Origin of the sequence: Pseudomonas sp. R25(2017) (genome assembly GCF_002112565.1) — a bacterium.
Taxonomy (GTDB): Bacteria; Pseudomonadota; Gammaproteobacteria; order Pseudomonadales; family Pseudomonadaceae; genus Aquipseudomonas; species Aquipseudomonas ekonensis.
The window spans coordinates 197387-223203 of record NZ_NEHZ01000009.1; the positions used below are offsets into that span (position 1 = coordinate 197387).

Consider the following 25817-nt stretch of genomic DNA (forward strand, 5'->3'; position numbering starts at 1 on the left):
CCGACCTGCGCAAGCCCAGTGCGCTGCAAGGACGCCTTGCACCGGGCGCCCTTCCAACACTTCAAAGCATAGCAACGGCCTCAGGGTTTGCCGGTGCCCGACGCTTGCGTTCGTCCGCTTTCCCAGCCGCCGCCCAGGGCGAGGAACAGATCGATCTGGCTCAGGGCGACCTGGGTGTTGGCCGACGCCAGCTGCGCCCGCACATCGGTGTAGGTGCGGGTGGCCTGCAGGTCGGCGAGGAACGACGCGCGGCCGGCCTGGTAGAAGCGGTGGGTCTGCTCCGCTGCCTGTTTCGCCGACTGCTCGGCATCGGCCAGCGCCTCGCGGCGCTGCAACTGTGCGCTGTACTGGGCGAGGCCGGTCTGGGTCTCGCGGACGGCGTTCAGCACCACGCCGTCGAAATGCGCCAGGGCGCCCTGGGTCGACGCTTCGGCCTCGCGGATGCGCGCCCGGGCGCCGTTGGTCGGCACGTTCCAGCTCAACGAAGGGCCGAAGCCCCAGCGGTTGGTGGACGGTTTGCCGAGGTCGTCCAGCAGGCCGACGGTGCCGATCGTCGCACCGAAGCTGATGTCCGGGTACAGCTCGCCGGTGGCGATGCCGATGCCGGCGGTCGCGGCGGCCAGTTGCCGTTCGGCCTGGCGCACGTCGGGACGGCGCTTGAGCAACGCAGCGCCGTCGCCGACGGGCATCAGTTGCGCGACCTTCGGCAGTTCGGCGCACCCGGCGGTGCCGGCCGGCAGTTGCGCCACCGGCTTGGCCAGCAGCATCGACAGGCGGAACAGCCCGGCCTGGCGCGCCGCCTCGTAGCGCGGCAGGTCGGCCCGCAGGGATTTCAATTGGGTCTGGGAGCGGGTGACCTGGGTCTCGTCGCCCCGGCCGGCATCGCGCAGGCGCTGGGTGAGCCGAGTGCTCTGGTCCTGCAGGTCGAGGGAATGCTGGGCGATTTCGCGCTCTTCGTTGGCGGCGCAGACCTGGGTGTAGGCGCGCACCACATCCGCCACCAGGGTGATGCGGGCGGTGTCGGCGGCGGCCTGGGTCGCGTCGGCGCTGGCCTTGGCCGCTTCGATGCCACGTTGCAGCTTGCCGAACAGGTCGAACTGGTAAGAGGCGCTGATGGCGATCTCGCCGATGTTGTCCACCGGCACCTTTTCCGGCAGCAGGAACGCTTCACCGGACTCCTGCAGGCGCTGGGCCCCCATCTTCACCCCGCCGCTCCAGCCACCGGCCGCCTCGGCCTCGTCGACCCGGGCCCGGGCCCGCGACAGGTTGGCCGCCGCCACCCGCAGGTCGGTGTTGGAGGCCATGGCCTGCTGCACCAGTTCGTTGAGCCGAGGATCCTGATACAGGCGCCACCAGTCGGCCGGCACCGGCGCCGACACCACCGGCTTGCCGTCCACCGCCAGTTCGCCCTGCAGGTCGTGGCGCTGCACCGCCGCTTCGCCCGGCAGGTGATAGTCCGGCCCGACCACCTGACAGGCCGACAGCAGCGCGCCCAGCCCGGCGACCATCAGCGCCCGGTTCATTGCGCGGACTCCTGCCGGCCGTCCTCGATGATCGACACCGTGGCGGTGCGCCCGGCGATCATGCGGAAATCCTCGGGCACGTCGTCGAACGCGATGCGCACCGGAATGCGCTGCGCCAGCCGCACCCAGCTGAAGGCCGGGTTGACGTTGGGCAGCAGGTTGCTGCCGCTGGTGCGGTCGCGGTCCTCGATGCCGGCCACGATGCTTTCGACGTGCCCGCGCAGCTTCGCCCGGTCGCCGATCACCCGGATGTCCACGGCCTGGCCCACGCGGATGCCGTCCAGCTTGGTCTCTTCGAAATAGCCGTCGATGTGGAAAGAGTTGCTGTCGACCACCGACAGCACCGGCCGACCGGCGGTGACGAACTCCTGGGCGCGCGGCGCCCGGTCGTTGACGTAGCCGTCCACCGGGCTGCGGATCACCGAGCGGTCGAGGTTGAGCTGGGCGCTGTCCACCGCCACCAGCGCTTCGGCGAGAGCCGATTGGGCGCGGGCGACCTTCGACAGGCTCTCTTCCAGTTGCTCGGCCGGCACCAGATTGCCCAGGCCCCGGTTGCGCTTGGCCTCGCGCTGCGCCTGGGCGAGGGTCTCTTCGCGGTCGGCGACGGTGGCCTTGGCCTGGCGCAGGGCCAGGCGGAAACGGTCCGGGTCGATGCTGAACAGCACCTGGCCGCGCTTGACCGGCTGGTTGTCCTTCACTTCCACCTGCTGGATCAGCCCGGACACGTCCGGGGCGATCTGCACGATGTCGGCGCGGATATGCCCGTCGCGGGTCCAGGGCGCAAACATGTAATACATCACCATGCGCCACACGACGACGACGGCGAACGTCACGATCAACAGGGTCAGCACGGTGCGGCCGAGCGTCAAAAACGGTTTTTTCATGTCATCAGGTATCGGCTGAGGGAATCCACGGCGCCCAGCAGCAAGGCGTACAGCGCCACGTTGAACAACGCCCGGTGCCAGACCAGGCGGTAGAAGTGCAGGCGCGTGAGCACGCCGTGCACCAGCAGGAACAGCAGGTACGTGATGCCCATCAGAATCAGCAGGGTCGGCAGGAAAATGCCGCTGATGTCCAGGTCACCGATCATAGGGGGGCTCCATCGATGCCGTGAGGCAACGGTTCTTCGGGTTCGGCGTTGCCGAGAAACTCGACGCCGGGCAGCAGCGCCAGGCGCAGGCCGCTGAGGGCATGCAACAGGTGCAGCCGGGTTTCGTCATCGCCGTGGCCGCTGAGGGCACGGCGGGTGCGGTCCATCGTCATCAGCAAGGGGCTGGGCGCCGGCAGGCGCTCGCCGGCCTTGAGGCAGGCGCGGAAGTAGTCGCCGACTTCCGCCACCACCTGCTCCAGCAGCGCCTGCGGCGCGCCGGGCACCCGCGGGGTGTAGGCCAGCAGGTCGAGCAGGTTCAGCCCCACCCGCACTTCGCGCAGGGCGATGCCGGTGTCCTGCCCGGTCAACGCCAGGCGCGGCAGGTGCTGCATCAGGCGGTCGAGCAATTGCACGCCCAGTTGCCGGTGTTCGGCGAGGTTCGCCGGCTCCGTCATGTGGACGATGTCTTTCCAGCTGAACCGGGTCAGGCGCTTGGCCGCCAGCTCAGCGCCGAACGGCCGGGCCACCAGCGTCCAGATGAACGCGAACAGCAGCCCCATGGGACCTGCCAGGTTGGAGTTGGCGAAGGCGAAGAAATCCGCGTCGTAGGCGCCCTGGATGCTGATGAACGATGAGGTGTTGACCAGCGTCAGCAGCATGCCGAGGTAGAAGCGCGGCTGCACCGTCAGGGTGCCGACGCAGATGAACGGCACGGCGAACGCCAGCACCAGCATCGGGAAGTCGTGCAGGTTGGGCAACACCAGGAACAGGTACAGGCTGGCGAACAGCACCGACATCGCGGTCCAGAAGAAGAACCGGTAGATCTGCGGCGCCGGGTCGTCCATCGAAGCGAAGAAGCTGCACGACACCGCCGCCAGGATCACCGCGCTGCCGCCGTCGGTCCAGCCCAGCAGGATCCACAGCACCGACGCGACGATGATCGCCAGGATGGTCGAGGCCACCGAATACAGCATCAGCCCGCGGTCGAGGAACGGCGTCAGTCGCCCGAGGCGCCAGTGCCGGTAGACCGCGCGCCAGCTGTCCTGGCGCTCGCAGAGGATCGCGTCCTGCAGCGAACGGCAGTCCTGCCACAGGTCGATGAACTCGGCCAGGCGGTACAGCGCGTTGGAGAACAGCAACTGCCTGCGGTCGTCCAGGGCTTCGGCATCCGGCTGCAGGGCGTCGAGCCGATCCTTCAGGGTTTGCCACCGCCCGAGGTCGGCGTCCTTGTGGCCGAGCCACTCGCCGGTGGCCGTCAGCAGCGGCGCGAAACGCTCCACCAGCTCCGGCGTGCGGCGCTCAAGGGCATAGAGCGCATCGTCGAGGGCGTCGATCACCGGCAGCAAGTGGATCATCCGCCCGCGCAGTTCCTTGGTGTTGCGCACCGTCTGCGGCCGGGCGCCTTCGTGGGGCAGTTGGCCGATCATCAGTTCGAGGCTGTTGAAGCTACCGACCATGGCCATGCGCAGGGCGCCGATCTCTTCCGGGCGCACGTCGCGGCCGAGGAAGCGCAGGCTGTAGGTCGTCGCGTCGGCGAACCACTTGCCCACCGCGTCGTTGAACACCGGGGCCAGCCGGCGCGGCCAGAACATCGCCCCGACCACTGCGGCTACGGCGATGCCGAGGAAAATCTCCTCGGTGCGCGCCTCGGCCACGTCCCACACCGCCAACGGGTTGTCCACCACCGGCAGGGCGATCAGCGGCAAGGTGTAGCCGGCGAGCATCAAGGCGTAGTTGTTGGCGGTGCGCAGGTGCAGCGAGAGAAACAGCAGGATCCCCGTCCACAGCGCGATGACCACCACCAGCACATAGGGGCTCTGGACGAACATCGGCACGAACAGCACCGCGGCCGCCGCACCGAGGAACGTCCCGATGGCGCGGTACAGGGCCTTGGAACTGGTGGGGCCGAGGAACGGGCTGGAGACGATGTACACCGTGGCCATCGCCCAGTACGGACGCGGCATCTGCATGAGCAGAGCGATGTACAGCGCGATCATCGAGGCGGCGAAGGTGCGGATCCCGTAGAACCAGTCCCGGGCCGGAGGAAAGCCGGAAAAGAAGCCGTTCACGGATGGGTCACCGCCAGCGGACTCGCCGCCTCGAAAGCCTTCAATACCCGAAGCGTAGCTTCCAGATCGCGCCGGTCGATGCCTTCCAGCACCTCATGGCGCAGGCGCACCAGTTCAGCCTCGACCGCCTGCACCAGCTCGCGGCCGGTGTCGGTCAGGCTCAGGCATTTGGCGCGGCGGTCCTGGGGGTCTTCGCTGCGGCAGACATACCCGGCGTGGCACAGTTGATCGAGCAGGCGCACCAGCGACGGGCTTTCCATCCCCGCCGCCTGCGCCACCTGCACCTGACGCACGCCTTCGCCCAGCCGCCCGATCATCAGCAGCGGGACGGCACAGGCTTCGGAGATGCCGTAGTTGACCAGCGTGGTCTGGCAGATTTTGCGCCAATGACGGGCGGCCACCACCATGGCACTGCTGATGTTCATCTGAAGGATGTCGAGGTTGTCGGACACGGGCGAGGCACATACTGTTAGTTTGCTAACTATCAATATGGCATTGGCGGGGAATTTCAGTCAAGTTTTGAAACAAATTGATCCGTTGGTCGCAGTGAAGCTCCTTGATTGGTACTGACGGTGTATATACTTCGTCAGTACCTAAATCGAGGAACGACATGATGTCGAAACAAGCCGTTTTCACAATGAAGCTTGAACCGGAATTGCGCGAACAGTTCATGTCCGAGGCCGAAGCCAGCCATCGCCCTGCTTCGCAGATCGTGCGGGAAATGATGCGCGACTTTGTGCGGACACAACGGGAAGCACGGGAGTACGAAGCCTTTCTGCAACGCAAGGTCGACATCGCCCGCGATGCCGTCCGCTCGCGTGACGGCCTGTCGAACGAAGACGTTGAAGCTCAATTCGCCGCAAGGCGCAGGCGGGCAGACAGTCAAGAATGAAGATTATATGGACACCAACCGCCGCACAGGATCGTGCACAGATTTGGGATTACCTTTACGAAGCGAACCCAAAAGCCGCCGCAGACATGGACACCCGCTTCAGCGAGGCGGTGTCCCGCCTCTCCCGGAACCCGAACATCGGCCCCGTCGGCATCATCGCCGGCACGCGCGAGATCATTCCTCATCCCAGCTACCGTCTCGTTTACCAGATCGAGCAAGAGGCGGTGTGGATTCTGGCGCTGATCCATACCGCTCGACGATGGCCATTGCCGCAGTGACGACTACCCGGCCCTTCCCTTTCTCAACATCACATCCAACTGATCCACCACCTCCGCCCAATCCGCGTCATCCAGAATCTCGTCCCGCAGAAAGGCCTTCTGCGCCTCGTTCCAGAAAAACGCATCGGCCAGGTGCAGTTCCGGCTTGAGCGGGGAGTGGGTGGCGATGAACTGGTCGATGCCGGCCGGATCGCAGGCCAGGCCGAGTTGCTTGAACAACGCTGAAAGGCTGTGGGTCGGGTTTTCCATGTCTGGCTCCTTCGGAAATCACGGGCAAAGGAAAGACTGCGGGAGCCCGCCTGCCGCCGTCATCGCGGACAGGCTCGCTTGCGCAGGTCCTGCGTCGTGCACAGCAGGGCGGTAGCTAATCGCTCAGCTCCCGCACCTGCGCATGGGGCACCGCCTTGAGGAATTCAGGGATGCTCATGTGCAGCAGGTTGTTGTGGTTTCCGGCCTCCAGGTAGATGTCTTTCTGCCGGGTCAGCAGCGGGTCGATGACCATGTCCAGCCCGTAGGCGTCGCCCAGCGGCGGCACCGCGCCGCGTTCACAGTCGTCGAACAGGTGCGCCAGGTTGCTTTCGCGGGTGATCTGCCATTGCCCGCCATCGGGCACTTTGCTCAGGTCCAGATGATGGCTGGCCGGCAGCACGGCCATCAGGTAGTGCCCGTGGCGATCGTCGAGGATCACCGATTTGGCCACCCGCTCCGCCGGCACCCCGGCGACCCGCGCCGTTTCCAGGCTGCTGGAGGAGTGCGGATGAGCGACGATGTCATATTCGCATTGCGCCTGTCTCAGGCTGCTTTGCACCTTTCTTGCCATACGCATGATGCACCTCGATGCCCGCCGGCGCTGTGCGGCGGACGGTCATGAATGCTGTTGCCGTCCACAAAGTCTAGTCCGCCGGGCCGCCCGCACAGGGATTTCCGCCCACTGGCGGCTTGCCCGGACTGATCAAAAATCATCCAGGTGCAGGCTCAACTAGACTGTAGGTAAGCCCCTGACGCTCCCGGAGGGTCACGTGAACACCCGTTGCTGTGCGCTTGCCCTGTCGATGCTGCTCAGCGGAGCAGCCCTGGCGGCGGATGCCCCGCTGCCGGCGGTCAACCCGGTGGGCCTGTGGCTGATCACCCTCGGCATCGCGTTCATGATCGCCGAAGCCGTGCTGCCCAACTACGGTGTGGTCGGGTTGGCCGGCCTTGTCATGTTCGTGGTCGGCGCGCTGATCCTGGGTGACGTCGGCCTGCCGGTGCCGATGATGCTCGGCCTGGGTCTGGTCAGTGCGGTGCTGCTGGCCGCGCTGCTCTGGCGGGCCCTCAAGACCCGGCCGCGCCGGCCGGTCAGCGGCGACGCCGGGCTGCTCGGCAGCGTGACGGCGGTCACCGTCGTGGAGCCCGGCGATGCCCGCAGCGGCTGGGTGCAATTGCAGGGAGAACGCTGGCAGGTGCTCAGCCCCACGCCGCTGCACACCGGGCAACCGGTGCGGGTGGTGGGCCGCAAGGGCCTGTTGCTGCAAGTGGCCGCGGCTGACGCGGCACCGCTCGGAGAGTGATCATGGGTCTGCAAATCGGTTTTGTCGCGCTGCTGCTGTTGCTCATCGCCCTGGCCGGCTCGACGTTCCGCATCCTGCGCGAGTACGAACGGGGCGTGGTGTTCCAGCTCGGGCGCTTCTGGCAGGTCAAGGGGCCGGGACTGATCCTGCTGATCCCCGTGGTGCAGCAGATGGTGCGGGTGGACTTGCGCACCATCGTCCTCGACGTGCCGCCCCAGGACGTGATCACCCGCGACAACGTGTCGGTGAAGGTCAACGCGGTGCTGTACTTTCGCGTGCTCGACCCGCAGAAGGCGATCATCCAGGTCGAGGACTTCCTTATGGCCACCAGCCAACTGGCCCAGACCACCCTGCGCGCGGTGCTGGGCAAGCATGAGCTGGACGAACTGCTGGCCGAACGGGAACGGCTGAACATCGACATCCAGCAGGTGCTGGACGCCCAGACCGACGCCTGGGGCATCAAGGTCGCCAACGTCGAGATCAAGCACGTCGACCTCAACGAGTCGATGGTGCGCGCCATCGCCAAGCAGGCCGAGGCGGAACGGGAGCGGCGGGCCAAGGTGATCCACGCCGAAGGCGAACTGCAGGCCTCCGAGAAGCTCATGCAGGCCGCCGAGATGCTGGGGCGCCAGTCCGGCGCCATGCAGCTGCGCTACATGCAGACCTTGAGTTCGATCGCCGGGGACAAGAGCTCGACGATTGTCTTTCCGCTGCCGATCGAGCTGCTCAAAGGGATGAGCGACCTGACGAAACCGTCCTGACCTCGGCGCACGACGTGTCCTGCCGCAACGCCTCCAGCGCCCGGTAAGGCGCCCCGGCGTAGTGCTCGACCCGCGCCTGAAGCAGCGCCGACGCTTCGCGGCGCTTGTCCTCGCCGTCGGCGACGAACACCTGCGCCGGCTGTTTCGCGTGCTGCACGGTCGCCGCCGATGCCCGAAGGCACTGCTCGGCGCTCAATCCGAAAAACGTCGCCAGGTGCCCGGTCATGGCCTCGGGCAATTCGCTGTAGTTCACCGCCAGCCCGCCGGAATCGCGGCAATGCACCCACCCGGCCTCCAGCAGACGCCCCAGGCGCCGGGCGATGAAGTCTTCGCGCCCCTCGAACGGCAGGCCGTCGTCCAGCACGCAGTCGCCGAGCATGCCCGCCACCATGTGCATGCCGGGACGGCGCATATGGGAGACGGCGATCTCCAGCGGGTCGCGGTAGACGAACAGCCACGGCGTCTGCCCGTGGCATTCGCGCAGCAGCGGCCATTCGCCGATGTTCCAGGCGTCGAGCTTGATCACCAGCCGCTGTTCGCCGCCGCGCCGACGCTGGCCGTAGGCCGACAGCAGCCCGGCGATGGCCGCCCGGCGTTCGGGCGCCGGCAGGTCGCTGCGCAGCAGGGCATCGAGGGGCGGCGGCTCGGACACGACGATGTGGTCATCGAGCCGGGCCAGCATCTGGCTGACCAGGGTCGAACCGCAGCGCGAGGCATGCAGGATGAACGCGTTCGGCGCAAGGCCGGGGCTGTGCGCCTGCCAGTCCGTCAGCGCCGACAGCGGCGTCTGCCGGCGCAAGGCCTGGTTGAACGGCAGCCGCAGCGCGTCGTCCACCGCATCGCGGAAAAACGGCTGGCGCAACGGCGCATCGCCGAACCAGCACCAGTCCACCTGCCACTGCCCGGCCTCGCTCCAGATGCGGATCGGCAGCCAGCCGTCGAAATTCATGCGCGCCATTGTTCGTTCCATGTCCGCCGTCCGTTGCGCATCGCGGCGCGCAGGGCCTGAGGCGTGAGCGCGAGGCCGCGCTCGGCGGCCAGCGCCACGGCGCAATCGATGAAGCGCTCGGGATCCTGCACGGCCTGCAGCGTCGCGCTGAGCGCCGGATCGTCCGCCACTTGCCGCTGAAACTGCTGCAGGGCCGTGTCTTCGGTGCCGGGGGCCGGCGTGTCCGCCAGGCCTTCGCCGATCATCCGCTCAAGCCAAGGGCAGGGACGGCAATCGAGCACCAGATGAACCCGAACGCTGCTGTCGCGGTTGTCGACCCGGTGGGGCCGCGACAGGTCGAGGAACCAGCACTCCCCGGCCTGCATCGGCATGCGCTGGCCGTCCAGCCAGAAATCCACGGCGGGCGGGCTGAGCAGCGGGATGTGCAGGCGCAGATCCGCCTCGGGGCCTTCCAGGTCGTAGTCGCGGTGTTCGTGGATCTGCCCGCCCGGCCCGAGCCGAAGCAGCCGGGCGCTGACGATCTGCAACGGCAGGCCACGCAGCGCCTGGCGCCAGCGGCGGTCGTTGAGCCAGGGCCCGCGGGGCACCGGCGCAGCCTGGCCGGGCGACAGTTCGGTGAACGCATCCGCCGCGGAGATCAGCGCCACGCCGCTCCAGTCGCCGGCAAAGTACGCGGTGTTGAAATGCCCCCGCCAGGCGCTGTCGTCAATCGCCGCCAGCGCCTGGCGCAGCAGCGGCAGATCCACCGCCACCGGCAACCGCGAGTAGGCCGGCCGGCTCATGGGACACCGGGCGCATCACTGCGCAGGGGCATGGGCCACCGGCACCGAAATGTCGCCCGAGGCCCACGCCGCTTCGCGGTTGGCCAGGGCGGTGGCGATCGACTGCACCTGGGTCGACTGCACCTGATCCGGCAGCGGATCGAGCCCGGCGCTGGCGAAGATCTGGCCGTAGGCGTTGCGCAGGTCGGCGTAGGCCAGGTCGCGGCGCAGGTCGGCCTGCAGGTTGTTCAGTTCGCCCTGGATCAGGTCCAGTTCGCCGATGCCGGCGGCCTGGTGGCGGTTGCGCAACTGACCGACGATCTGGCCGTCGATCTCCGACAACTGCTGGCTGGTCTTGAACTGGCGCAGCGCCTCCTGATAGTTCGCGTTGGCCACGTACAACTGGGCCAGCACCGCCACCGACATCGCCTGACGGCGTGCGGCGGCGACTTCTTCGCCGGCCTTGGCCACGTCGATGGCCGCCGGGGCGGAGATCACGTTGAACAGGTTCCAGGTGACTTTCACGCCGTAGTCGGCCCAGCCTTGCTCTACGAGGAACGAGTTGCTGTCGTAGTGCCCGCCGGCGGAGAACTCCAGCCCCGGCAGCATGCGCAACATGGCCTTGCGGGTCTCGGCGGCGCTGATGCGGGTCTGGTAGTCCTGCTCGCGCAGTTCCGGACGGTTGGTCAGGGCTTCCTGTTCCAGTTTGGCCAGGTCGACCTTGAGTTCCGGGATCTGGTAGCCGTCGTCGGTGGCCAGGGTCAGCTCCGAGCCCATCGGCAGGTTGATCAGGGTCGCCAGTTCGGTCTTGGCCAGCGACAGCGCGCGGCGCTGCTCCTCCAGCTGGCGGGTCGCCTCGATCAGCGAGCGTTGGTAGCCGAGGGCCTGCACCGGGTCGCCGATGCGCTGGTCGCTCATGCTCTGGCTGTTGCGCCGGGCGGTGTCGACCCGGGCCATCAAGGCATCGATCTGCTTGAGCAGGCGTTCGGCGGCCATCGCCCGCCAGTAGGCCGAGCGCACGTCCTGGACGATGGTGTTGATCACCTTGCGCCGGCGCTCCTGAACGATCAGGCGCTGGTCGCCCTGCTGCTTGGCGCTGATGTAGCTGACGCCGAAGTCGAGCACGTTCCAGACCATGGTCAGGTCGGCGACGTCGCGGTCGCGGTCCTGGGAGGTCGACGGTTCCAGGGACTGGGTGCCGGTGCGCACGCTCTGGCTGCTGGAGGCGCTGACGTTGTTGCGCCCCACGTAGCCGGCGTCCAGCGCCATGCGCGGCAGCATGTCGAAGCTGGCGAGGTCGAGCTGCCGCTTGGCCAGCGCCTCCTCCATGACCTTGAGCCGGCCTTCGAGATTGTACTTCACCGCCCGGGCCATGGCCTGGTGCAGGGTCAGCGGGCCGTGCAGCGGCTCCTGGCCCTTGTACATGTTCTGCAGATCGCTTCGGGCGCGCTGTTCGCTGACGCTGCGCTCGATCGGCTCACTGGTGACTGCACATCCGCTGATCGCCAGCGCCAGCAGGCTGGCGCCGAACAACTTCTGACTCTTCTTCATCCCTGGATCGCCCCTTGGGTCCTACAAATGGTGTGTTGTTTTTATGCGCTCGGCGTTTCGCTGACGCCGATCTGCTTGAGCGCCGCCGCCAGGCTGTCGACCCGGTGCTGCTCGCTGTCCTGGAACTGCTGCAGTTGCTGGCCCAGGGTCGGCGCGCCGAACACGCCGCGCAGGCCCTGGGAAATGTCGCCGCCCTTGATCGGATGGCTGTCGAAGGCGTTGACCGATTCGCGCTCGGCATCGCTGGCCTGGTTGAACAGGCCGGCGAAGGTGCTGCTGCCGAACACCCCGCCGTCGCCTCCGCCGAAGCCGAGGAAACCGTGACCGGTGCCGTCGCCGTAGGTGCTGTCGCCGAACACCTGGGCGATGAAGCTTGGGCTCAGCGCGCCGCGGTTGATGAAAATGTCACCGAGCGGACGGATGCCGTCGCCGATCACCCGCTGCTCGAACAGCGGCGAAAAGGTCAGCGGCGAGCCGAGGTTGCCGGTGGGCGGGGTGAACACGATCGGTTGCAGCGGCACGTACGGCGGCGGCGCTACGGTCACCGGGTCGCTGCTGCGGAATTCAGGATCCGGGGTCACCACCACGGTCGGCGACGTCGGAGGCGTCGGCGGCACGGTATTGATCACGTAGTTGCCGGACTGGCTGATGCCGCTGCCGCTGTTGCCGGAGAGATCGCTGACCCCGGCGGCGTTGACGCTGATCGCGTTGCTGGCGCTGTTGACGTTGGCGTTCGGCGTCAGGGTCGCGGTCCAGGTCTTGCCGCCGTCGTTGCTGCTCAGGCCGGACAGGGTGCCGTTGGCGACGCTGATGTCCGCCAGGTCGAAGCCGCTGACCGCCTCGTTGAAGGTGATGGTCACCTGGGTGGTCTGGCCGATGCCCAGGTTCGGGTTAGCCACCACCACCGTGGCGGTGGGCCGCTCGGCGTCGAGGGCGTAGTTGTTGGACACCGCCACTGTGCTGCCGGCGTTGCCCGCCAGGTCCGTGACGTTGCTGGTGTCGAGGGCGATGAAGTTGCTCGGGTCGGTGACGTTCGCGGTCGGCGTGAAGGTCGCCGTCCAGGTCTTGCCGCCGTCGCTGCTGCTCAGGTTGCTCAGGTCACCGTTGGTGACGCTGAGGTCCGACAGGTCGAAGTTGCTCACCGCCTCGCTGAAGGTGAAGGTCACGGTGGTGGTCTGGCCGATGCCCAGGTGCGGGTTGGCCACCACGATGTTCACCGTCGGCCGGGTCGCGTCGAGGATGTAGTTGTTGGAGATGGCGATGCTCGCCCCGAGGTTGCCCGCCGCGTCCTGCACGCCGGCGGTGTCGAGCACGATCAGGTTGGTCGCGTCGTTGACGCCGGCGGTCGGCGTCAGCGTGGCGGTCCAGGTCACGCCGCCGTCGCTGCTGCTCAGGTTCGACAGCACGCCGTTGGCGACGCTGATGTCCGACAGGTCGAAACCGCTCACCGCCTCGCTGAAGGTGATGGTCACCGTGGTGGTCTCGCCGATGCCCAGGCGGTTGTCGGCGACCGTGATGGTGGCGGTCGGCAGCGCGGTGTCGATGGCGAAGTTGTTGGAGTCGGTGGTGCCGACCCCGCTGTTGCCCGAGGCGTTGGTCACCCCGGCGTTGTTCAGGGTGATCAGGTTGGTGGTGTCGGTGACGTTGGCGGTCGGGGTGAACGTCGCCGTCCAGGTGATGCCGCCGTCGCTGCTGCTGACGTTGCTCAACGTGCCGTTGGCGACGATCAGGTCGCTGTTGTCGAAGCCGCTCACCGCCTCGTTGAAGGTGATGGTCACCAATGACGTTTCACCGGCCTTGAGGGCGGTGTCGGCGACGACGATGGTCGCGGTCGGCACCAGGGTGTTCACCGTGAAGTTGGCCGAGCTGGTGGTGCCGAGGCCGGCGTTGCCCGCCACGTCGGTGTAGCCGGCGTTGTTGAGGACGATGAGGTTGGTGTTGTCGGTCACGCCCAGGGCCGGCGTGAAAGTCGCCGTCCAGGTGATGCCGCCGTCGCTTGAGGTGACGCTGCTCAGGGTGCCGTTGGGGATGCTGAGGTCGCTGTTGTCGAACCCGGTCACCGCCTCGCTGAAGGTGATGGTCACCGTGGTGGTCTCGCCCGGGCGCAGGTCGGTGTCGGCCATGACGATGGTCGCCGTCGGACGCTGGCTGTCGACCGCGTAGTTGTTCGAGTCGGTGGTGCCGCTGCCGGCGTTGCCCGCCACGTCGGCGACGCCGGTGTTGTCCAGCGTGATCAGGTTAGTGGTGTCGGTGATGCCCGCCGCCGGGGTGAAGGTGGCCGTCCAGGTGATGTTGTCCGAGGTGGTCAGGCCGCTGAGCGTGCCGTTTTCCGCGGTCAGGTCGGCCAGGCTGAATCCGGTCACCGCTTCGCTGAAGGTGATGGTCACCGTGGTGGTCTGGCCGACGCCGAGTGCCGTGTCGGCCACCACGATGGTGGCGGTCGGGCGCTGGGTGTCGATGGCGTAGTTGTTCGAGTCGGTGGTGCCGCTGCCGGCGTTGCCGACGCTGTTCTGCACGCCGGTGTTGTCCAGGGTGATCAGGTTGCTGGTGTCGGTGACGTTGGCGGTCGGGGTGAACGTCGCCGTCCAGGTGACGCCGCCGTCGGCGCTGCTCACCGCGCTCAGGGTGCCGTTGGCGACGGTCAGGTCCGCGTTGGTGAACCCGGTGACCGCTTCGCTGAAGGTGATGGTCACCAGCGAGGTGCCGCCGACCCCCAGGCTGCTGTTGGCGACCACGATGGTGGCCGTCGGCACCTGCGTGTTGATCGTGAAGTTGCCCGAGTTGGTGGTGCCGCTGCCGGCGTTGCCGGCCAGGTCGGCGATGCCGGTGTTGGCCAGGGTGATCACGTTGGTGGCGTCGTTGACGCCCACGCTTGGGGTGAAGGTCGCCGTCCAGGTGATGCCGCCGTCGCTGCTGCTCACCGCGCTCAACGTGCCGTTGGGGACGGTCAGGTCCGCGTTGGTGAACCCGGTGACCGCTTCGCTGAAGGTGATGGTCACCAGCGAGGTTTCGCCGGCGGCGAGGTTGCTGTCGGCCATGACGATGGTCGCCGTCGGCCGCTGGGTGTCGATGGCGTAGTTGTTCGAATCGGTGGTGCCGCTGCCGGCATTGCCCGACGTGTCCGCGACCCCGGTGTTGTCCAGGGTGATCAGGTTGGTGGCGTCGGTGACATTGGCGGTCGGCGTGAAGGTCGCCGTCCAGGTGATGCCGCCATCGCTGCTGCTCACCGCGCTCAGGGTGCCGTTGGCGATGGTCAGGTCGGCGTTGGTGAAGCCGGTCACCGCCTCGCTGAAGGTGATGGTCACCAGCGAGGTCTGGCCGACGGCCAGCGTCGGGTTCGCGACCACGATGGTGGCGGTCGGGCGCTGGGTGTCGACGGCGTAGTTGTTCGAATCGGTGGTGCCGCTGCCGGTGTTGCCCGCCGCGTCGGTGACCCCGGTGTTGTCCAGGGTGATGACGTTGGTGGCGTCGGTGATGTTGGCGGTCGGCGTGAAGGTCGCCGTCCAGGTGATGCCGCCGTCGCTGCTGCTCACCGCGCTCAGGGTGCCGTTGGCGATGGTCAGGTCGGCGTTGGTGAAGCCGGTCACCGCCTCGCTGAAGGTGATGGTCACCAGCGAGGTCTGGCCGACGGCCAGCGTCGGGTTCGCGACCACGATGGTGGCGGTCGGGCGCTGGGTGTCGACGGCGTAGTTGTTCGAATCGGTGGTGCCGCTGCCGGTGTTGCCCGCCGCGTCGGTGACCCCGGTGTTGTCCAGGGTGATGACGTTGGTGGCGTCGGTGATGTTGGCGGTCGGCGTGAAGGTCGCCGTCCAGGTGATGCCGCCGTCGCTGCTGCTCACCGCGCTCAGGGTGCCGTTGGCGATGGTCAGGTCGGCGTTGGTGAAGCCGGTCACCGCCTCGCTGAAGGTGATGGTCACCAGCGAGGTCTCGCCGATCTTCAGCGCATTGTCGGCCACCACGATGGTGGCGGTCGGGCGCGCCGTGTCGATGGCGTAGTTGTTGGAGTTGGTGGTGCCGCTGCCGGCGTTGCCCGCAAGGTCGGCGATGCCGGTGTTGTCCAGGGTGACCAGGTTGGTGCTGTCGGTGATGTTGGCGTTCGGCGTCAGCGTGGCCGTCCAGGTGATGCCGCCGTCGCTGCTGCTCAGGCCCGACAGCGTGCCGTTGGCCACGGTCAGGTCGGCGGTGGTGAAGCCGGTCACCGCTTCGCTGAAGGTGATGGTCACCAGCGAGGTTTCGCCGGCCGCCAGGTTCGTGTCCGTCACGACGATGGTCGCGGTCGGCCGTTGGGTGTCGATGGTGAAGTTGGCCGAGTCCGTGGTGCCGCTGCCGGCGTTGCCCGACAGGTCGACGACGCCGGTGTTGTCCAGGGTGATCAGGTTGGTGGTGTCGGTGATGTTGGCGGTCGGCGTGAACGTCGCCGTCCAGGTGATGCCGCCGTCGGCGCTGCTCACCGCGCTCAGCGTGCCGTTGGGGATCGTCAGGTCGGCGTTGGTGAAGCCGCTCACGGCTTCGCTGAAGGTGATGGTCACCTGCGAGGTTTCGCCGACCTTCAGGGCCGAATCGGCCAGCACGATGGTCGCGGTCGGCCGCTGGGTGTCGATGGCATAGTTGTTCGACGAGGTGGTGCCGACGCCTGCTGCGCCGTCGGAGACCGCCGTCACCCCGGTGTTGTCCAGGACGATCAGGTTGGTGGTGTCGGTGATGCCGTTGGTCGGGGTGAAGGTCGCCGTCCAGGTGATGCCGCCGTCGGCGCTGCTCACCGCGCTCAGGGTGCCGTTGGCGATGGTCAGGTCGGCGTTGGTGAAACCGGTCACCGCCCGGCTGAAGGTGATGGTCACCAGCGAGGTCTCGCCGATCTTCAGCGCGGTGTCGGACACCACGATGGTGGCGGTCGGCGGTTCCACGTACGCGGTGTTGAGGGTACCGCCGTTGTTGAAGATCGCCGCGAAGGCCGTCGGCGACGCGCCCGTCGAGCCGCCGCCCTGGGCCGTGCCGCCCGCGCCGCTGCCGGCGCCGTTGCCGCTGATGGCGGCGAAGTTGGCGGCGGTGATCAGCACCGTGCCGCCCTGGTTCCAGATGGCGCCGACGCCGCGCCCGGCGATCCCGCCGTTGCTGGCGTTGCTGCCCTGGCCGCCACCGCCGCCACCGCCGCCGCCCGCACCGATGTTGTTGCTGATGACGGACGTGCCGACGATCTTCAGGGTGCCGCTGGCAGCGTTGTAGATACCGCCGGCCGCGTTGCCCCCGGCCCCGCCGACCTTGTCCCAGCCGGCCCCGCCACCGCCGCCGCCGATGGAAATGGTGCCGTTGCTCGCCGTGCCGCCGTTGCCGCCGTTGCTGTAGTTGGACACGCCCAGGCCGCCGGTGCCGCCGGTGGTGCCGCCGCCGCGGCCGCCCATCTGGACCGCGTCGTAGCCGCCGCCGTAGCCGCCGATGCCGGCGGTGGCGGCCCCGCCGCCCAGCGTACCGACGCCGGGGCCGGCGCTGCCGCCATGGCCGCCGCCCTGACCGCCGATGCCACCGCCGCCGCCACCGCCGCCGCCGTAGAATGCGCCCGTGACACCGCCGCCACCACCGCCGCCGGCCGCCGCGTTGCTGGTGACCGAAACGTTGCTGAGGGTCAGCACGCCGGCGTTGAAGATCCCGCCGCCCATGGCGCCGGCCGCGCCGTAGCCGCCGTTGCCGCCGTTGCCCGACACCAGCCCGCGGGTGATCACCAGGCCGTCCAGCGTCACCGTGCTGCCGGAGGCGATTTCCACCACTCGCGTCTTGTACTGGCCGTCGAGCGTCACGTCGGCCACGCCGTCGTTGTTCAGGTCGCCGTCGACGGTGATGTTCTTGTTGATCAGCAGTTCGGAGGTGAGCTGCACGGTCATGCCGGAGCTGAACGTGACGATGTCGCCGTTCTGCGCCGAGGCCAGCGCCGCCCGCAGCGAGCCGACGCCGGTGTTGAGGTTGTTGGTCGCGGTCCAGGTGGCCAGGCCCCACTGGTATTCGCTCATCGACTTGGCCGACAGCACGTTGGCGCTTTCGATGTTGCCGGTGGCGATTTCCAGGTTCCAGTCGCCGCCCACGCCGGTGCGGTTGTTCGAGGCCGCGACGTCGCGCCCGGTCAATTGCGCCAGGGAATCGACGAAGCTCAGACCGCGGTCGCCCTCGGCGGTGTAGCAGCCGTAGATCAGGATGTCGCCGCCGACGTTCATGTCCTTGCCGATTTCCGCCAGCACCGCGCTGCGCTGGGCGACGTTGTCCGCCGACAGGTAGCTGTTGCCCAGCCACAGGTCGCCGGCGTTGCCGTGGGCGATGATCTGCACCGAACTCACGCCCTGGTGCTGGTCGAGGTAGTCGGCGATCTGCTGCAGGCCGTCCTTGCCCGCGTCGAGCTTCACCACCTGGGTGCCGGGGGCGATGCCCTGGAGCAGGCTGTCGGCGTCCTTGACCCGGGAGTCGACGAACACCACGCTCTGGCCCGGCACCGCCACTGGGCTGGCGGCGGGCGCGGCATCGGCCTGGCCGTGGGTGTCCTTGCTGGCGACCGGGTGGTCGGCGGCCGGCGCCTTGGCGGCGTCGGCGGCGGGATGGCTGTCAGCCTGGGCAGCGGTGTCGGCGACGGTCGCCGCCACCGCGCCGTCGAACAGCATGCGCGGCTCCAGCGACATGATCATCGGCGCGGCCAGCGTCCGTGCACCCTCGGTTACCCGCGCGTGTTTCTTGCTCCACCACATGTTGCTCACCCGGACTCGAACAGTTGTGACACATCAATGAAAAACGCCGCGATCAACTGATCGCGGCGTCGGACTTCATACGAATGACATTGGCGGCGCTGGCTGAGCCATCGAGCCAAAAGGACAGATCGGCGTATTGGTTGAACAGGTCCGGCGGCAGGATGGTGCGCCGGGACTGCAGGGCGACCCTGGGCTTGACCTTGTGCAGGCCGGACACCCCCAGGGCTTGGTCGAACTCGGGCGCGTCGTAGGCCAGATGCTCGAAATCGTGTTCGAACCACGGCTCGCCGATGAACTCGTAGACCAGCCGCAGCACCCGCTCCGGGGCCTGGGTCAGCAGGTCGTAGTCGATGATCAGCAAGGAATCGGCGTGCTCGCCGTAATAGGCTTCCTTGAGCGCCGCCCAGGCGAACCCCACCAGGCGGTTGCGCTGGGCCAGGGTCTCGCAGCGGCTGTAGACGGTGTTGCGCTCCCCGGCGTCGCCGAACAGCTTGGTGTTCTCGAACGGATTGGCGCGGTACAGCCGCTCCAGGCTGTCCATCACCCAGGCGACGTTGCGCACGCAGGCGATCACCTTGGCGTTGGGGAACAGGTCGTTGATCGCCGGCAGGCGGGCGCTCCACTGGCGGTTGGTGTCGAACACCACCGGTTTGTCGGCCTTGTCGGCGTAGTAGGACTGGAACAGGCCGCGCAGCAAACGGCGGCGCATGTCGGTGTCGATCACCGCGCCGAACTCGCTGCCGGCGCTGCATTGCTCCAGGACACCTGAGAACAGCGCGCCCACCGGGCTGGTCATGCCGGCATGAAAGCGCGGGTTCTGCAGCAGGATCGCAGAAAGAAGGGTCGAACCTGATCGCGGCAAGCCGGAGATAAAGTGGAACTGCTGCATCCCTTCACCAAATGGTTAAGTCCGTTTGTCGGACAGAGCGTAGCCCAACAATAACCTTTCGACTAGTGGTGTTTTGATATCAAATCGAAGCTAAATCGACGTTGACCATCCGTTTCGCGAATGACTGCCCCGGTGAATCGTTTAAGCGCTCATCCTCCCGGTTTGTCGGCACTTGGCCGCACATACAGGCGAGCGTAGGCACCGCCGGCATGCACTTCGCTGACGCGCTGCCATCCGTCGGGCAACGGGCCGAACTCGGCCGGATCGTCGAGCGTGCCGATCAGCCAGACCCGCCGGCTGCCCTCGGGCAGATCGGCGAGGCGGTCCAGGTACACGTCGGCGCTCACCAACGTGCCGAAGCCGTAGCTGTTCGGGCGGGTCGGACGACCATCGGCGGCGGGCGGGGTGAACAGCCGCACCTGGGCATCGGTGCGGTTGTAGTAGACGTAACTCAAGTACCAGAGCATGTCGCTGGTGACGATCCGGTCGCCGGCGGCGTAATGCCGGTTGACATGATCGACCATGACGCTGAACTGGTCATTGGGGTCGACCGTGGCGTTGGCGTTCACGCCGATCATCTCGACCCCGGCGAACGACACCAGCGCCGCCACCGCCAGCACGCGCGCGCCGGCGTACAGCCGGTCGACGGCCACGGCGGCGAGCATCGGCAGGCCCAGCGCATAGGCCGTCAGGTAACGCTCGATGAACATGGGTGAGATGAAGGACACCGCAAACACCAGCAGCAGCGGCACGCCGGTGTAGAGCGCCAGCAGCGCGCTGCCGTGCCCCACGCTGCGGTCACGGGCCACGGCCACCCAGCCCAGCGCCAACACCGCCAGCGGCACCGAGCAGAACACCGGCAGCGGCAGGTGTTCGCCGTCGTCCTGGATCAGCCAGGTCCAGATCATCGACGGCAGCGACGAGAGCGTCACCGGATCCTCCCAGCCCACGTCCCCGCCGGCCTTGAGCGCCTCCAGGTGCTGCAGCAGCCCCAACAGGTTCGGCAGCCACGGCAGGTAGAGCGCGGCGACGGCCAGGTTCGCCAGCCACCAGTCCCGCCGCTGGATGTGCCGCAGGCGATGGCCGGGCTGCAAGCGGATCAGCCCCAGGTACAGCCAATGGCTCAGGGCCGCCAGCACCGCGAAGTAATGGGTGTAGAGCGCGGCCGTGAGCAGCAGGGCGTAGGCCGCCAGATAGCGGCGCCGCTGAGGGCGCTTGATCCAGCACACCAGCGCCAGCGTGGCGGCCACCAGCAACAGCCCGAGCAGCGCGTACATGCGCACTTCCTGGCTGTAGCGCACCGCCGTCGGCAGCAGCGCCAGCAGCACCCCGGCCATGACCGCCGCGCGGCGGGTGGCCAAGCGGTCCACCAGCCACATGCCGAGCGCGACCGTGGCGATGCCGGGCACGGCGCTGAAACTGCGGATCGCGAAGATCCCGTCGCCGAACAGCGCGATCCAGCCGTGCAGCAGCATGAAGTACAGCGGCGGATGCACGTCGAACGCCGCATGGCGCCAGATGCCGTCCAGCGGATAGGCGGCCAGCAGCAGGCTGGAGCCCTCGTCGCCCCAGACCGCGGCGGCGGTGAGGTCATAGAACCGCACCGCCGCGGCCAGCAGCAGGATCGGCAGCAGCCAATGCTCGCGGGCCCAGCGCAGCAGACGCCGCACGCCGGCATTGGGCGCCGCGAACGGCTCCTGGGCGTCCCCGAACGGTGTTTCACGACGCGCTTCCATCAACCTCCCCTTTTCCCGCCCTAAACCATTCCCCCGGAACGCTCACTGTAGGCCAGCGACACCCCCCATGCGCAATAGCGACGACATCCGGCAGGTCTGCCGATCCGGGTCTACGCTACGGCTTGGCGTGACCTGCCCGCGCAACGGGAAGGAACCGGCGGATCGTCCTGACCTGCCCGGCGAAAAGAGCCGATGCGCGGCGCGCCGACCACACAACAGAAGGATGAGGAATCATGGAAGTATTCATGGGTACGATTCAGCCGTTCGCCTTCCAGTTCGCTCCACGGGACTGGGCCTGGTGCAACGGACAGATTCTCTCGATCGCACAGTACAACGCCTTGTTCGCCTTGCTCGGCACCTATTACGGCGGCAACGGCCAGACCAACTTCGCGCTGCCCAACCTGCAGGGGCGCATGCCCATGTCGCAGGGCAACGGCCTGGGCCTGACGCCGCGCACCATCGGCGAAGTGGCCGGCGTCGAAAGCGTCACCGCCACCATCGCCAATATGCCCAACCACACCCACGCGATGACCGGTCTGACGGCCAACAGCGCCCTGCAGCTGGCCGTGCCGGCCAGCAACCCGGCCACCACCCCGACCGCCACCAACGCCTACCTCGGCGCCTCCGGCGGCGGCCCGGGCTCGGCCAACATCTACTCCGACGCGCAAGGCGCCACGCCGGTGCCGCTCAAGGGTCTGACCACCACCGTCACCGGGGACATCTCCCCAGCGGGCGGCAGCCAGCCGATGGGCGTGATGAACCCGTTCCTGGTGGTGAACTTCAGCGTCGCCCTGAACGGCATCTTCCCGTCGCGCAACTGAAAGGACGCCGGGGGCGCAAGCCCCCGGCCGTTTTTCCCGTCACCGGAGCCCAACCATGCTGCAATCAGTCCAGAACCACCATTTCCAGGCCCTGCTGGGGCAGACCGGCACCCTGCACCTGCCGGACGGCTCGGCCCTGGCGATCCACATCCGGCACTACGAGGAAATCCCTTCGGCCAAGCTGCGCCACAGCGAACGCATGCCGTTCAGCCTGGAGTTCGACAGCCTGGAGCCGACCGCCTTCGTCGACGGCCTGTGTGCCCTGGAACTGCCGGAGCTCGGCCGGGTGGACGACATCTTCGTATCACGGGTGCCGCCGATGGGACGGGATCCGCAGTTGGGTTATTTCTGCATTTCCTTCAACTGAAAACCCTTGCAGGAACGGGCTGTAGGACACCAGTCAACGCCCTGTAGTCCCTGCATTTCAACCGGATGAATTGGGAAACGTCCGACATCATTGCGCCGTTCCGCTTGTTACGTTGTTCCGACTCCGCCACAGGACAAGGAACAACGGATGTTCGATGCCAACGCGCGTTTCCGCTTCTCGACCGACGACCTTAAACACGATTTCCGGGTGCTGTCCTTCACCGCCACCGAGTCCGTCAGCCAGCCGTTCGCCTTCGAGATCCGGCTGGTCAGCCCGAGGCCGGACATCGACCTGGCCGATCTCATGCAGCGGCAGGCCTTCCTGGCCTTCGACAATGCCGGATCCGGCCGCCACGGCCAGATCCTGGAGGTCGCCCGCGGCGACATCGGCCACCGGCTGACCCGGTACGACGTAACCCTGACGCCCCGGCTGGCGAACCTGCGCCATCGCGTCAACCAGCGGATCTTCCAGCATCTGAGCGTCCCCCGGATCATCGCGCAGGTGCTCGGGGAGCACGGCATCCACGCCGACCTCCACCACTTCCATATCGGCCGCGCGCTGCCGGACCGCGAGTACTGCGTGCAGTACAAGGAATCCGACCTGCACTTCATTCAGCGCCTGTGCGAGGAAGATGGCCTGCACTATCACTTTCGCCACAGCCGCGACCGGCACCTGCTGGTGTTCGGCGACGACCAGACCGTGTTCCCCAGGCTGGCCGGGCCGACGCCGTTCAAGCGGCCCGCCGCCCTGGTCGCCGACCGGCCGGCGATCCAGCGTTTCGACGACCGGCGCACGACCCGGCCCGACAGCGCCAGCCGCCGCGCCTACGACTTCGAGAAGGCGCACATCGTGCAGGAAGCCGACGCCCGCCTGCCGAAGGGGGGCCGTCAGCCCGGCCTGGAGGATTACCAATACCCCGGCCGCCCTACCGAACGCGACCACGGCAAGCTGCTCGCCCGGAGGGCCCTGGAACGCCACCGCAGCGACGACCGCCCCTGCACCGGAGACAGCGACGAGCCGGCACTGGTGCCGGGGCATTTCCTGTCGCTGTCCGACCACCCTGATCCGGGTCTCAACGACCTTTGGCTGCTGACCGAGATCCGCCACGAAGGCCAGCAGCCCGAGGCGCTGGAGGAATACGGCGGCGACATCGCCGCCCCTGACGCCCCAGGCGCACCCGACGAACTGCGCCAGGGCTACCGCAACCATTTCGTGGCCACGCCGTGGGACACGGTCTACCGCCCGCCGCTGCGCCACCCGAAACCGCTCATCGGCTGCACCCAGACCGCCGTGGTCACAGGTCCCCCAGGCGAGGAAATCCACTGCGACCGCCATGGCCGGGTCAAGGTGCAGTTCTTCTGGGATCGCGAAGGCCGAAGGGACGCCCACAGCAGCTGCTGGCTGCGCACCGCCCAGACCTGGGCCGGCCAGGCACACGGCAGCACAGTCATTCCTAGGGTCGGCATGGAAGTGCTGGTGACGTTCCTCGACGGCGACCCCGATCGCCCGGTGATCAGTGGCTGCCTGACCAACAACCTCAACCCGCCGCCCTACGAGCTGCCGACGCACAAGACCCGCAGCGTGTTCCGTTCCCGCAGCTCTCCGGACAGCGGCGGCTCCAGCGAGCTGATGATCGAGGATCGCGCCGGCCATGAACTGATCCGCCTGCGCGCCCAGCGCGACCTGCACCAGGAGGTGGCCAACGACAGCCGTCTCGACGTCGGCCACGAACGCCGGGAAACCGTCCGGGGCAACAGCATCAGCGTGCTGAAGGCCGAGGAGCACCGCACCGTCACCGGCGACCGCAAGACCCGTCTGGAGGCCGGCGACCACTTGCACGTCAGCGCCGGCAGCCACACCCGGATCGGTGCGTCCATGACGGTCGACGCCGCCGGGCACCTGTGCCTGCGCGCCGGTGAACATCTGGTTCTGGAAGCTCAAAAAAGCATCAGCCTGAGGGTCGGCGGCGAGCACCTGCTGGTCGACCATCGCGGGATCCTGGCCAGCACCGACCTGCAGATCGGCGGCGCACCGGCATCCTTCCTGCACGCGCCGCCGCTGCAGCCCGAGGGCATCGCGGACGCAGCGCCGGCACCGCCGCTGCCGCCGTTGGTGGCGCCTTCGCAACCGGGCCTGATGGCTGCCAGCAAAGCCCTGGGGGCAGACTTCTGCCCGATCTGCGAAGCCTGCCGCGACGGCGCCTGCCCGGTGCCGGGAGCGGCGGTATGACGAACTCCACCGCACTGCCCTGGCTGGCCGAACAGCACCGCGCCGACCGCCTCTTGTGCCTGGTCCTCGACTCGCAGAACGAACGCGACATGCGCCAGCGCTGGCTCAAGAGCAGCCGCTACGAACAGTTCCGCAGCGTCTACGGCGAAACCGTTGTGGCCGAACTGGCCGACGCCGGCCCCTACGTCTTCACCTTCGAGCGGCCCGACGACCGTCGCCTCGACGCCTTGCTCGACAGGCCCCACACCCATTGGGGCTGGTTGGCCAGCCTGGATCAGGGTGGGCTGCCCGGGTGGGTCAGGCATTGGCAGGAGCGGCTGATCGTCGGCACCCGCCCTCATCAGGCGCTGTACCGCTTCCACGACGCCCGGGTGCTGGCCCGGGCCCTGGCGCACCTGCCCGCCGAGGCCTTGCCGGCGTACCTGGGGCCGGCCATCAGCGTGTGCCATTGGCACGGCTCGCACTGGCAGTCCGTCGACAACCCGGCGCCGGGCACCTACCCCGTGCCGGATTCGCCGCCGTGGCTGCAACTGCCGCTGCCTGATGAGCAGACCCTGGACGTCCGCCTGGCCAACGCCCACCGCTTCCTGCTGGCCGGACACGTTCAGGCCTACGCCGACCTGGCCCGCTCGGAGGATCCGCACACCTGGCTGCGCGCACGGCTGGCGCTGGCCGACGCCTGGGGCTGGACGGCCCCGCAGCGGCTGGAGTTTCTCCTGCTGCAAAGCCTGCAGGCCCCGGCCCATGAACTCGCGCCGCATTGGCGACCGGGGCCGGACGAGTCTCCGGACGAGCATTTCGAGCGGGTCTGTCAGTTGTCGAGACACTGGTCAGGGGAGGACGCGCCATGAGGCTTTGGATCAAGGGTGCCGGGGTGTACGGCAGCTTGGCGATGCTCATGGGGTGCGCGGCGGGGGAACCCAACACCTTCACGTTCACCGCCGACCTGCCGCCGGGGTTTGCCTATGTGGCGGCGGTTCATTACGTCCCTGAAAAAGGCCAGACCTGCACCGTCGAAAGGCGCGACAACCTGGCACCGGTGTTCAACAGCCAGTGGCGGACGGACTACCGGCCCGATGCTGAAATCACTGTTCGCAAGACCGTCAAGGGCTGCCCGTTGGTGGTCAGGAAAATCGCCCTGCAAATCTATGCGAAGTATGGCAAGGAGCGCGGTGATTTCGGTCGTGACGAGGGCATGGTCATCATTCGTGACGTGCTGGAGGAGCGCTACAAGAACACCTTCAACCCAGAGGGTGAAAGCTTCATCTACAGCCAGTGCGAATGGTGGTTTCGCACCGCAGGCGCAAGCCGGCGCATCGTGAAAATCCTTGATTGCACGACATCCGACGATCAAGGCGCCCGCAAACAGGGCAAGACCTTCTCCGCCTATACCCTCGACCAATTGCCGGGTAAGACCGTGAAGTTGAAGGTCAAGTTGGCGAAGGAGGAAAAACCGGGTTGGGGAGACACTTGGGTGAAAGTGCCCAACGGCTGGAAGCGTTGCCTCGGTGACGGTTACGAAGATCAAGAGGCTTACTGCCATGGCAACTACACCGACTTCAGCATTTTTAGAATGCCGGATGGTCGCGTTTGCACCATTTATCCGGGCTGCACGGAATAAGGAGG

Annotated in this window: 22 protein-coding genes; 9 read left to right on the forward strand and 13 right to left on the reverse strand. The window is 67.5% G+C overall.

Translation table 11 applies throughout. The annotated features are described in order from the left end of the window. Positions 1-80: 80 nt before the first annotated feature. The 5 genes from CAG31_RS14260 to CAG31_RS14280 are packed head-to-tail and all read right to left on the reverse strand — an operon-like array spanning position 81 to position 5107. Complete coding sequence (locus CAG31_RS14260; protein ID WP_085582119.1) at positions 81-1523, reverse strand: efflux transporter outer membrane subunit; 1443 nt, start codon at positions 1521-1523, stop codon at positions 81-83. Then, complete coding sequence (locus CAG31_RS14265; protein WP_085582121.1) at positions 1520-2407, reverse strand: HlyD family secretion protein; 888 nt, start codon at positions 2405-2407, stop codon at positions 1520-1522. The genes CAG31_RS14260 and CAG31_RS14265 overlap by 4 nt, the downstream gene beginning before the upstream one ends. Next, positions 2404-2613, reverse strand: coding sequence for a DUF1656 domain-containing protein (locus tag CAG31_RS14270; protein WP_085582123.1), 210 nt, complete (start codon positions 2611-2613; stop codon positions 2404-2406). Before CAG31_RS14270 ends, CAG31_RS14265 begins: the two co-directional genes overlap by 4 nt. After that, positions 2610-4682 carry an FUSC family protein gene (locus CAG31_RS14275; RefSeq protein WP_085582125.1) on the reverse strand — a complete coding sequence of 691 codons (2073 nt, stop codon included), beginning with the start codon at positions 4680-4682 and terminating at the stop codon, positions 2610-2612. Before CAG31_RS14275 ends, CAG31_RS14270 begins: the two co-directional genes overlap by 4 nt. Continuing rightward, entirely contained in the window at positions 4679-5107 is a 429-nt protein-coding gene (locus CAG31_RS14280; RefSeq protein ID WP_085582227.1) for a MarR family winged helix-turn-helix transcriptional regulator, read from the reverse strand. The genes CAG31_RS14275 and CAG31_RS14280 overlap by 4 nt, the downstream gene beginning before the upstream one ends. 188 nt (positions 5108-5295) lie before the next feature. On the opposite strand from CAG31_RS14280, the gene CAG31_RS14285 reads away from it, so the two are divergent. Together CAG31_RS14285 and CAG31_RS14290 are read left to right on the forward strand one after the other, a co-directional pair. Next, positions 5296-5574 carry an antitoxin of toxin-antitoxin stability system gene (locus CAG31_RS14285; protein ID WP_085582229.1) on the forward strand — a complete coding sequence of 93 codons (279 nt, stop codon included), beginning with the start codon at positions 5296-5298 and terminating at the stop codon, positions 5572-5574. Continuing rightward, positions 5571-5852 carry a type II toxin-antitoxin system RelE/ParE family toxin gene (locus CAG31_RS14290; protein ID WP_085582127.1) on the forward strand — a complete coding sequence of 94 codons (282 nt, stop codon included), beginning with the start codon at positions 5571-5573 and terminating at the stop codon, positions 5850-5852. Before CAG31_RS14285 ends, CAG31_RS14290 begins: the two co-directional genes overlap by 4 nt. Positions 5853-5855: 3 nt before the next feature. Here CAG31_RS14290 and CAG31_RS14295 read toward each other — a convergent pair whose 3' ends face one another. Together CAG31_RS14295 and CAG31_RS14300 are read right to left on the reverse strand one after the other, a co-directional pair. Beyond that, positions 5856-6101, reverse strand: a complete 246-nt coding sequence (locus CAG31_RS14295) for a DUF2789 domain-containing protein (protein ID WP_085582129.1) — start codon at positions 6099-6101, stop codon at positions 5856-5858. A gap of 115 nt (positions 6102-6216) precedes the next feature. Further along, entirely contained in the window at positions 6217-6678 is a 462-nt protein-coding gene (locus CAG31_RS14300) for an aminoacyl-tRNA deacylase (protein WP_085582131.1), read from the reverse strand. Positions 6679-6871: 193 nt separating this feature from the next. Between CAG31_RS14300 and CAG31_RS14305 the strand changes: the two genes are divergently transcribed. Next, the gene (locus CAG31_RS14305; RefSeq protein WP_085582133.1) at positions 6872-7402 is read left to right on the forward strand and encodes an NfeD family protein; all 531 of its coding nucleotides are present in this window, start codon (positions 6872-6874) and stop codon (positions 7400-7402) included. 2 nt (positions 7403-7404) lie between these two features. Beyond that, on the forward strand, positions 7405-8163 hold the full coding sequence (locus tag CAG31_RS14310; protein WP_085582135.1) for a slipin family protein: 759 nt from the start codon (positions 7405-7407) through the stop codon (positions 8161-8163). On the opposite strand, the gene CAG31_RS14315 is transcribed toward CAG31_RS14310, so the two are convergent. From CAG31_RS14315 to CAG31_RS14340, 6 genes are all read right to left on the reverse strand, one after another. After that, the gene (locus CAG31_RS14315) at positions 8129-9121 is read right to left on the reverse strand and encodes a sulfotransferase family protein (protein WP_085582137.1); all 993 of its coding nucleotides are present in this window, start codon (positions 9119-9121) and stop codon (positions 8129-8131) included. The genes CAG31_RS14310 and CAG31_RS14315 overlap by 35 nt on opposite strands. Beyond that, positions 9109-9894, reverse strand: coding sequence for an aspartyl/asparaginyl beta-hydroxylase domain-containing protein (locus CAG31_RS14320; RefSeq protein ID WP_085582140.1), 786 nt, complete (start codon positions 9892-9894; stop codon positions 9109-9111). Before CAG31_RS14320 ends, CAG31_RS14315 begins: the two co-directional genes overlap by 13 nt. Positions 9895-9909: 15 nt before the next feature. Beyond that, positions 9910-11424, reverse strand: a complete 1515-nt coding sequence (locus CAG31_RS14325) for a TolC family protein (RefSeq protein ID WP_085582142.1) — start codon at positions 11422-11424, stop codon at positions 9910-9912. Positions 11425-11465: 41 nt separating this feature from the next. Continuing rightward, on the reverse strand, positions 11466-18149 hold the full coding sequence (locus CAG31_RS14330; protein ID WP_085582144.1) for an Ig-like domain-containing protein: 6684 nt from the start codon (positions 18147-18149) through the stop codon (positions 11466-11468). Between the two features lie 52 nt (positions 18150-18201). After that, entirely contained in the window at positions 18202-19038 is an 837-nt protein-coding gene (locus CAG31_RS14335) for a sulfotransferase (protein ID WP_085582147.1), read from the reverse strand. A 149-nt stretch (positions 19039-19187) separates the two neighbouring features. Then, positions 19188-20774 (reverse strand): glycosyltransferase family 39 protein, encoded by a 1587-nt coding sequence (locus CAG31_RS14340; RefSeq protein WP_085582149.1) that lies wholly within the window; start codon positions 20772-20774, stop codon positions 19188-19190. 233 nt (positions 20775-21007) lie between these two features. Between CAG31_RS14340 and CAG31_RS14345 the strand changes: the two genes are divergently transcribed. The 5 genes from CAG31_RS14345 to CAG31_RS14365 all read left to right on the forward strand — a co-directional run bounded on the left by CAG31_RS14345 (position 21008) and on the right by CAG31_RS14365 (position 25812). Next, positions 21008-21595: a phage tail protein gene (locus CAG31_RS14345; protein ID WP_085582151.1), complete on the forward strand. Its 588-nt coding sequence runs from the start codon at positions 21008-21010 to the stop codon at positions 21593-21595. Positions 21596-21650: 55 nt separating this feature from the next. After that, positions 21651-21962: a hypothetical protein gene (locus tag CAG31_RS14350; protein ID WP_085582153.1), complete on the forward strand. Its 312-nt coding sequence runs from the start codon at positions 21651-21653 to the stop codon at positions 21960-21962. Between the two features lie 147 nt (positions 21963-22109). Then, positions 22110-24191, forward strand: coding sequence for a type VI secretion system tip protein VgrG (locus CAG31_RS14355; protein WP_085582155.1), 2082 nt, complete (start codon positions 22110-22112; stop codon positions 24189-24191). Further along, a complete protein-coding gene (locus tag CAG31_RS14360) occupies positions 24188-25042 on the forward strand; it encodes a DUF4123 domain-containing protein (RefSeq protein WP_085582157.1) in 855 nt (284 codons plus the stop codon). Before CAG31_RS14355 ends, CAG31_RS14360 begins: the two co-directional genes overlap by 4 nt. Beyond that, positions 25039-25812, forward strand: coding sequence for a hypothetical protein (locus CAG31_RS14365; protein WP_085582159.1), 774 nt, complete (start codon positions 25039-25041; stop codon positions 25810-25812). The genes CAG31_RS14360 and CAG31_RS14365 overlap by 4 nt, the downstream gene beginning before the upstream one ends. Positions 25813-25817: the final 5 nt, after the last annotated feature.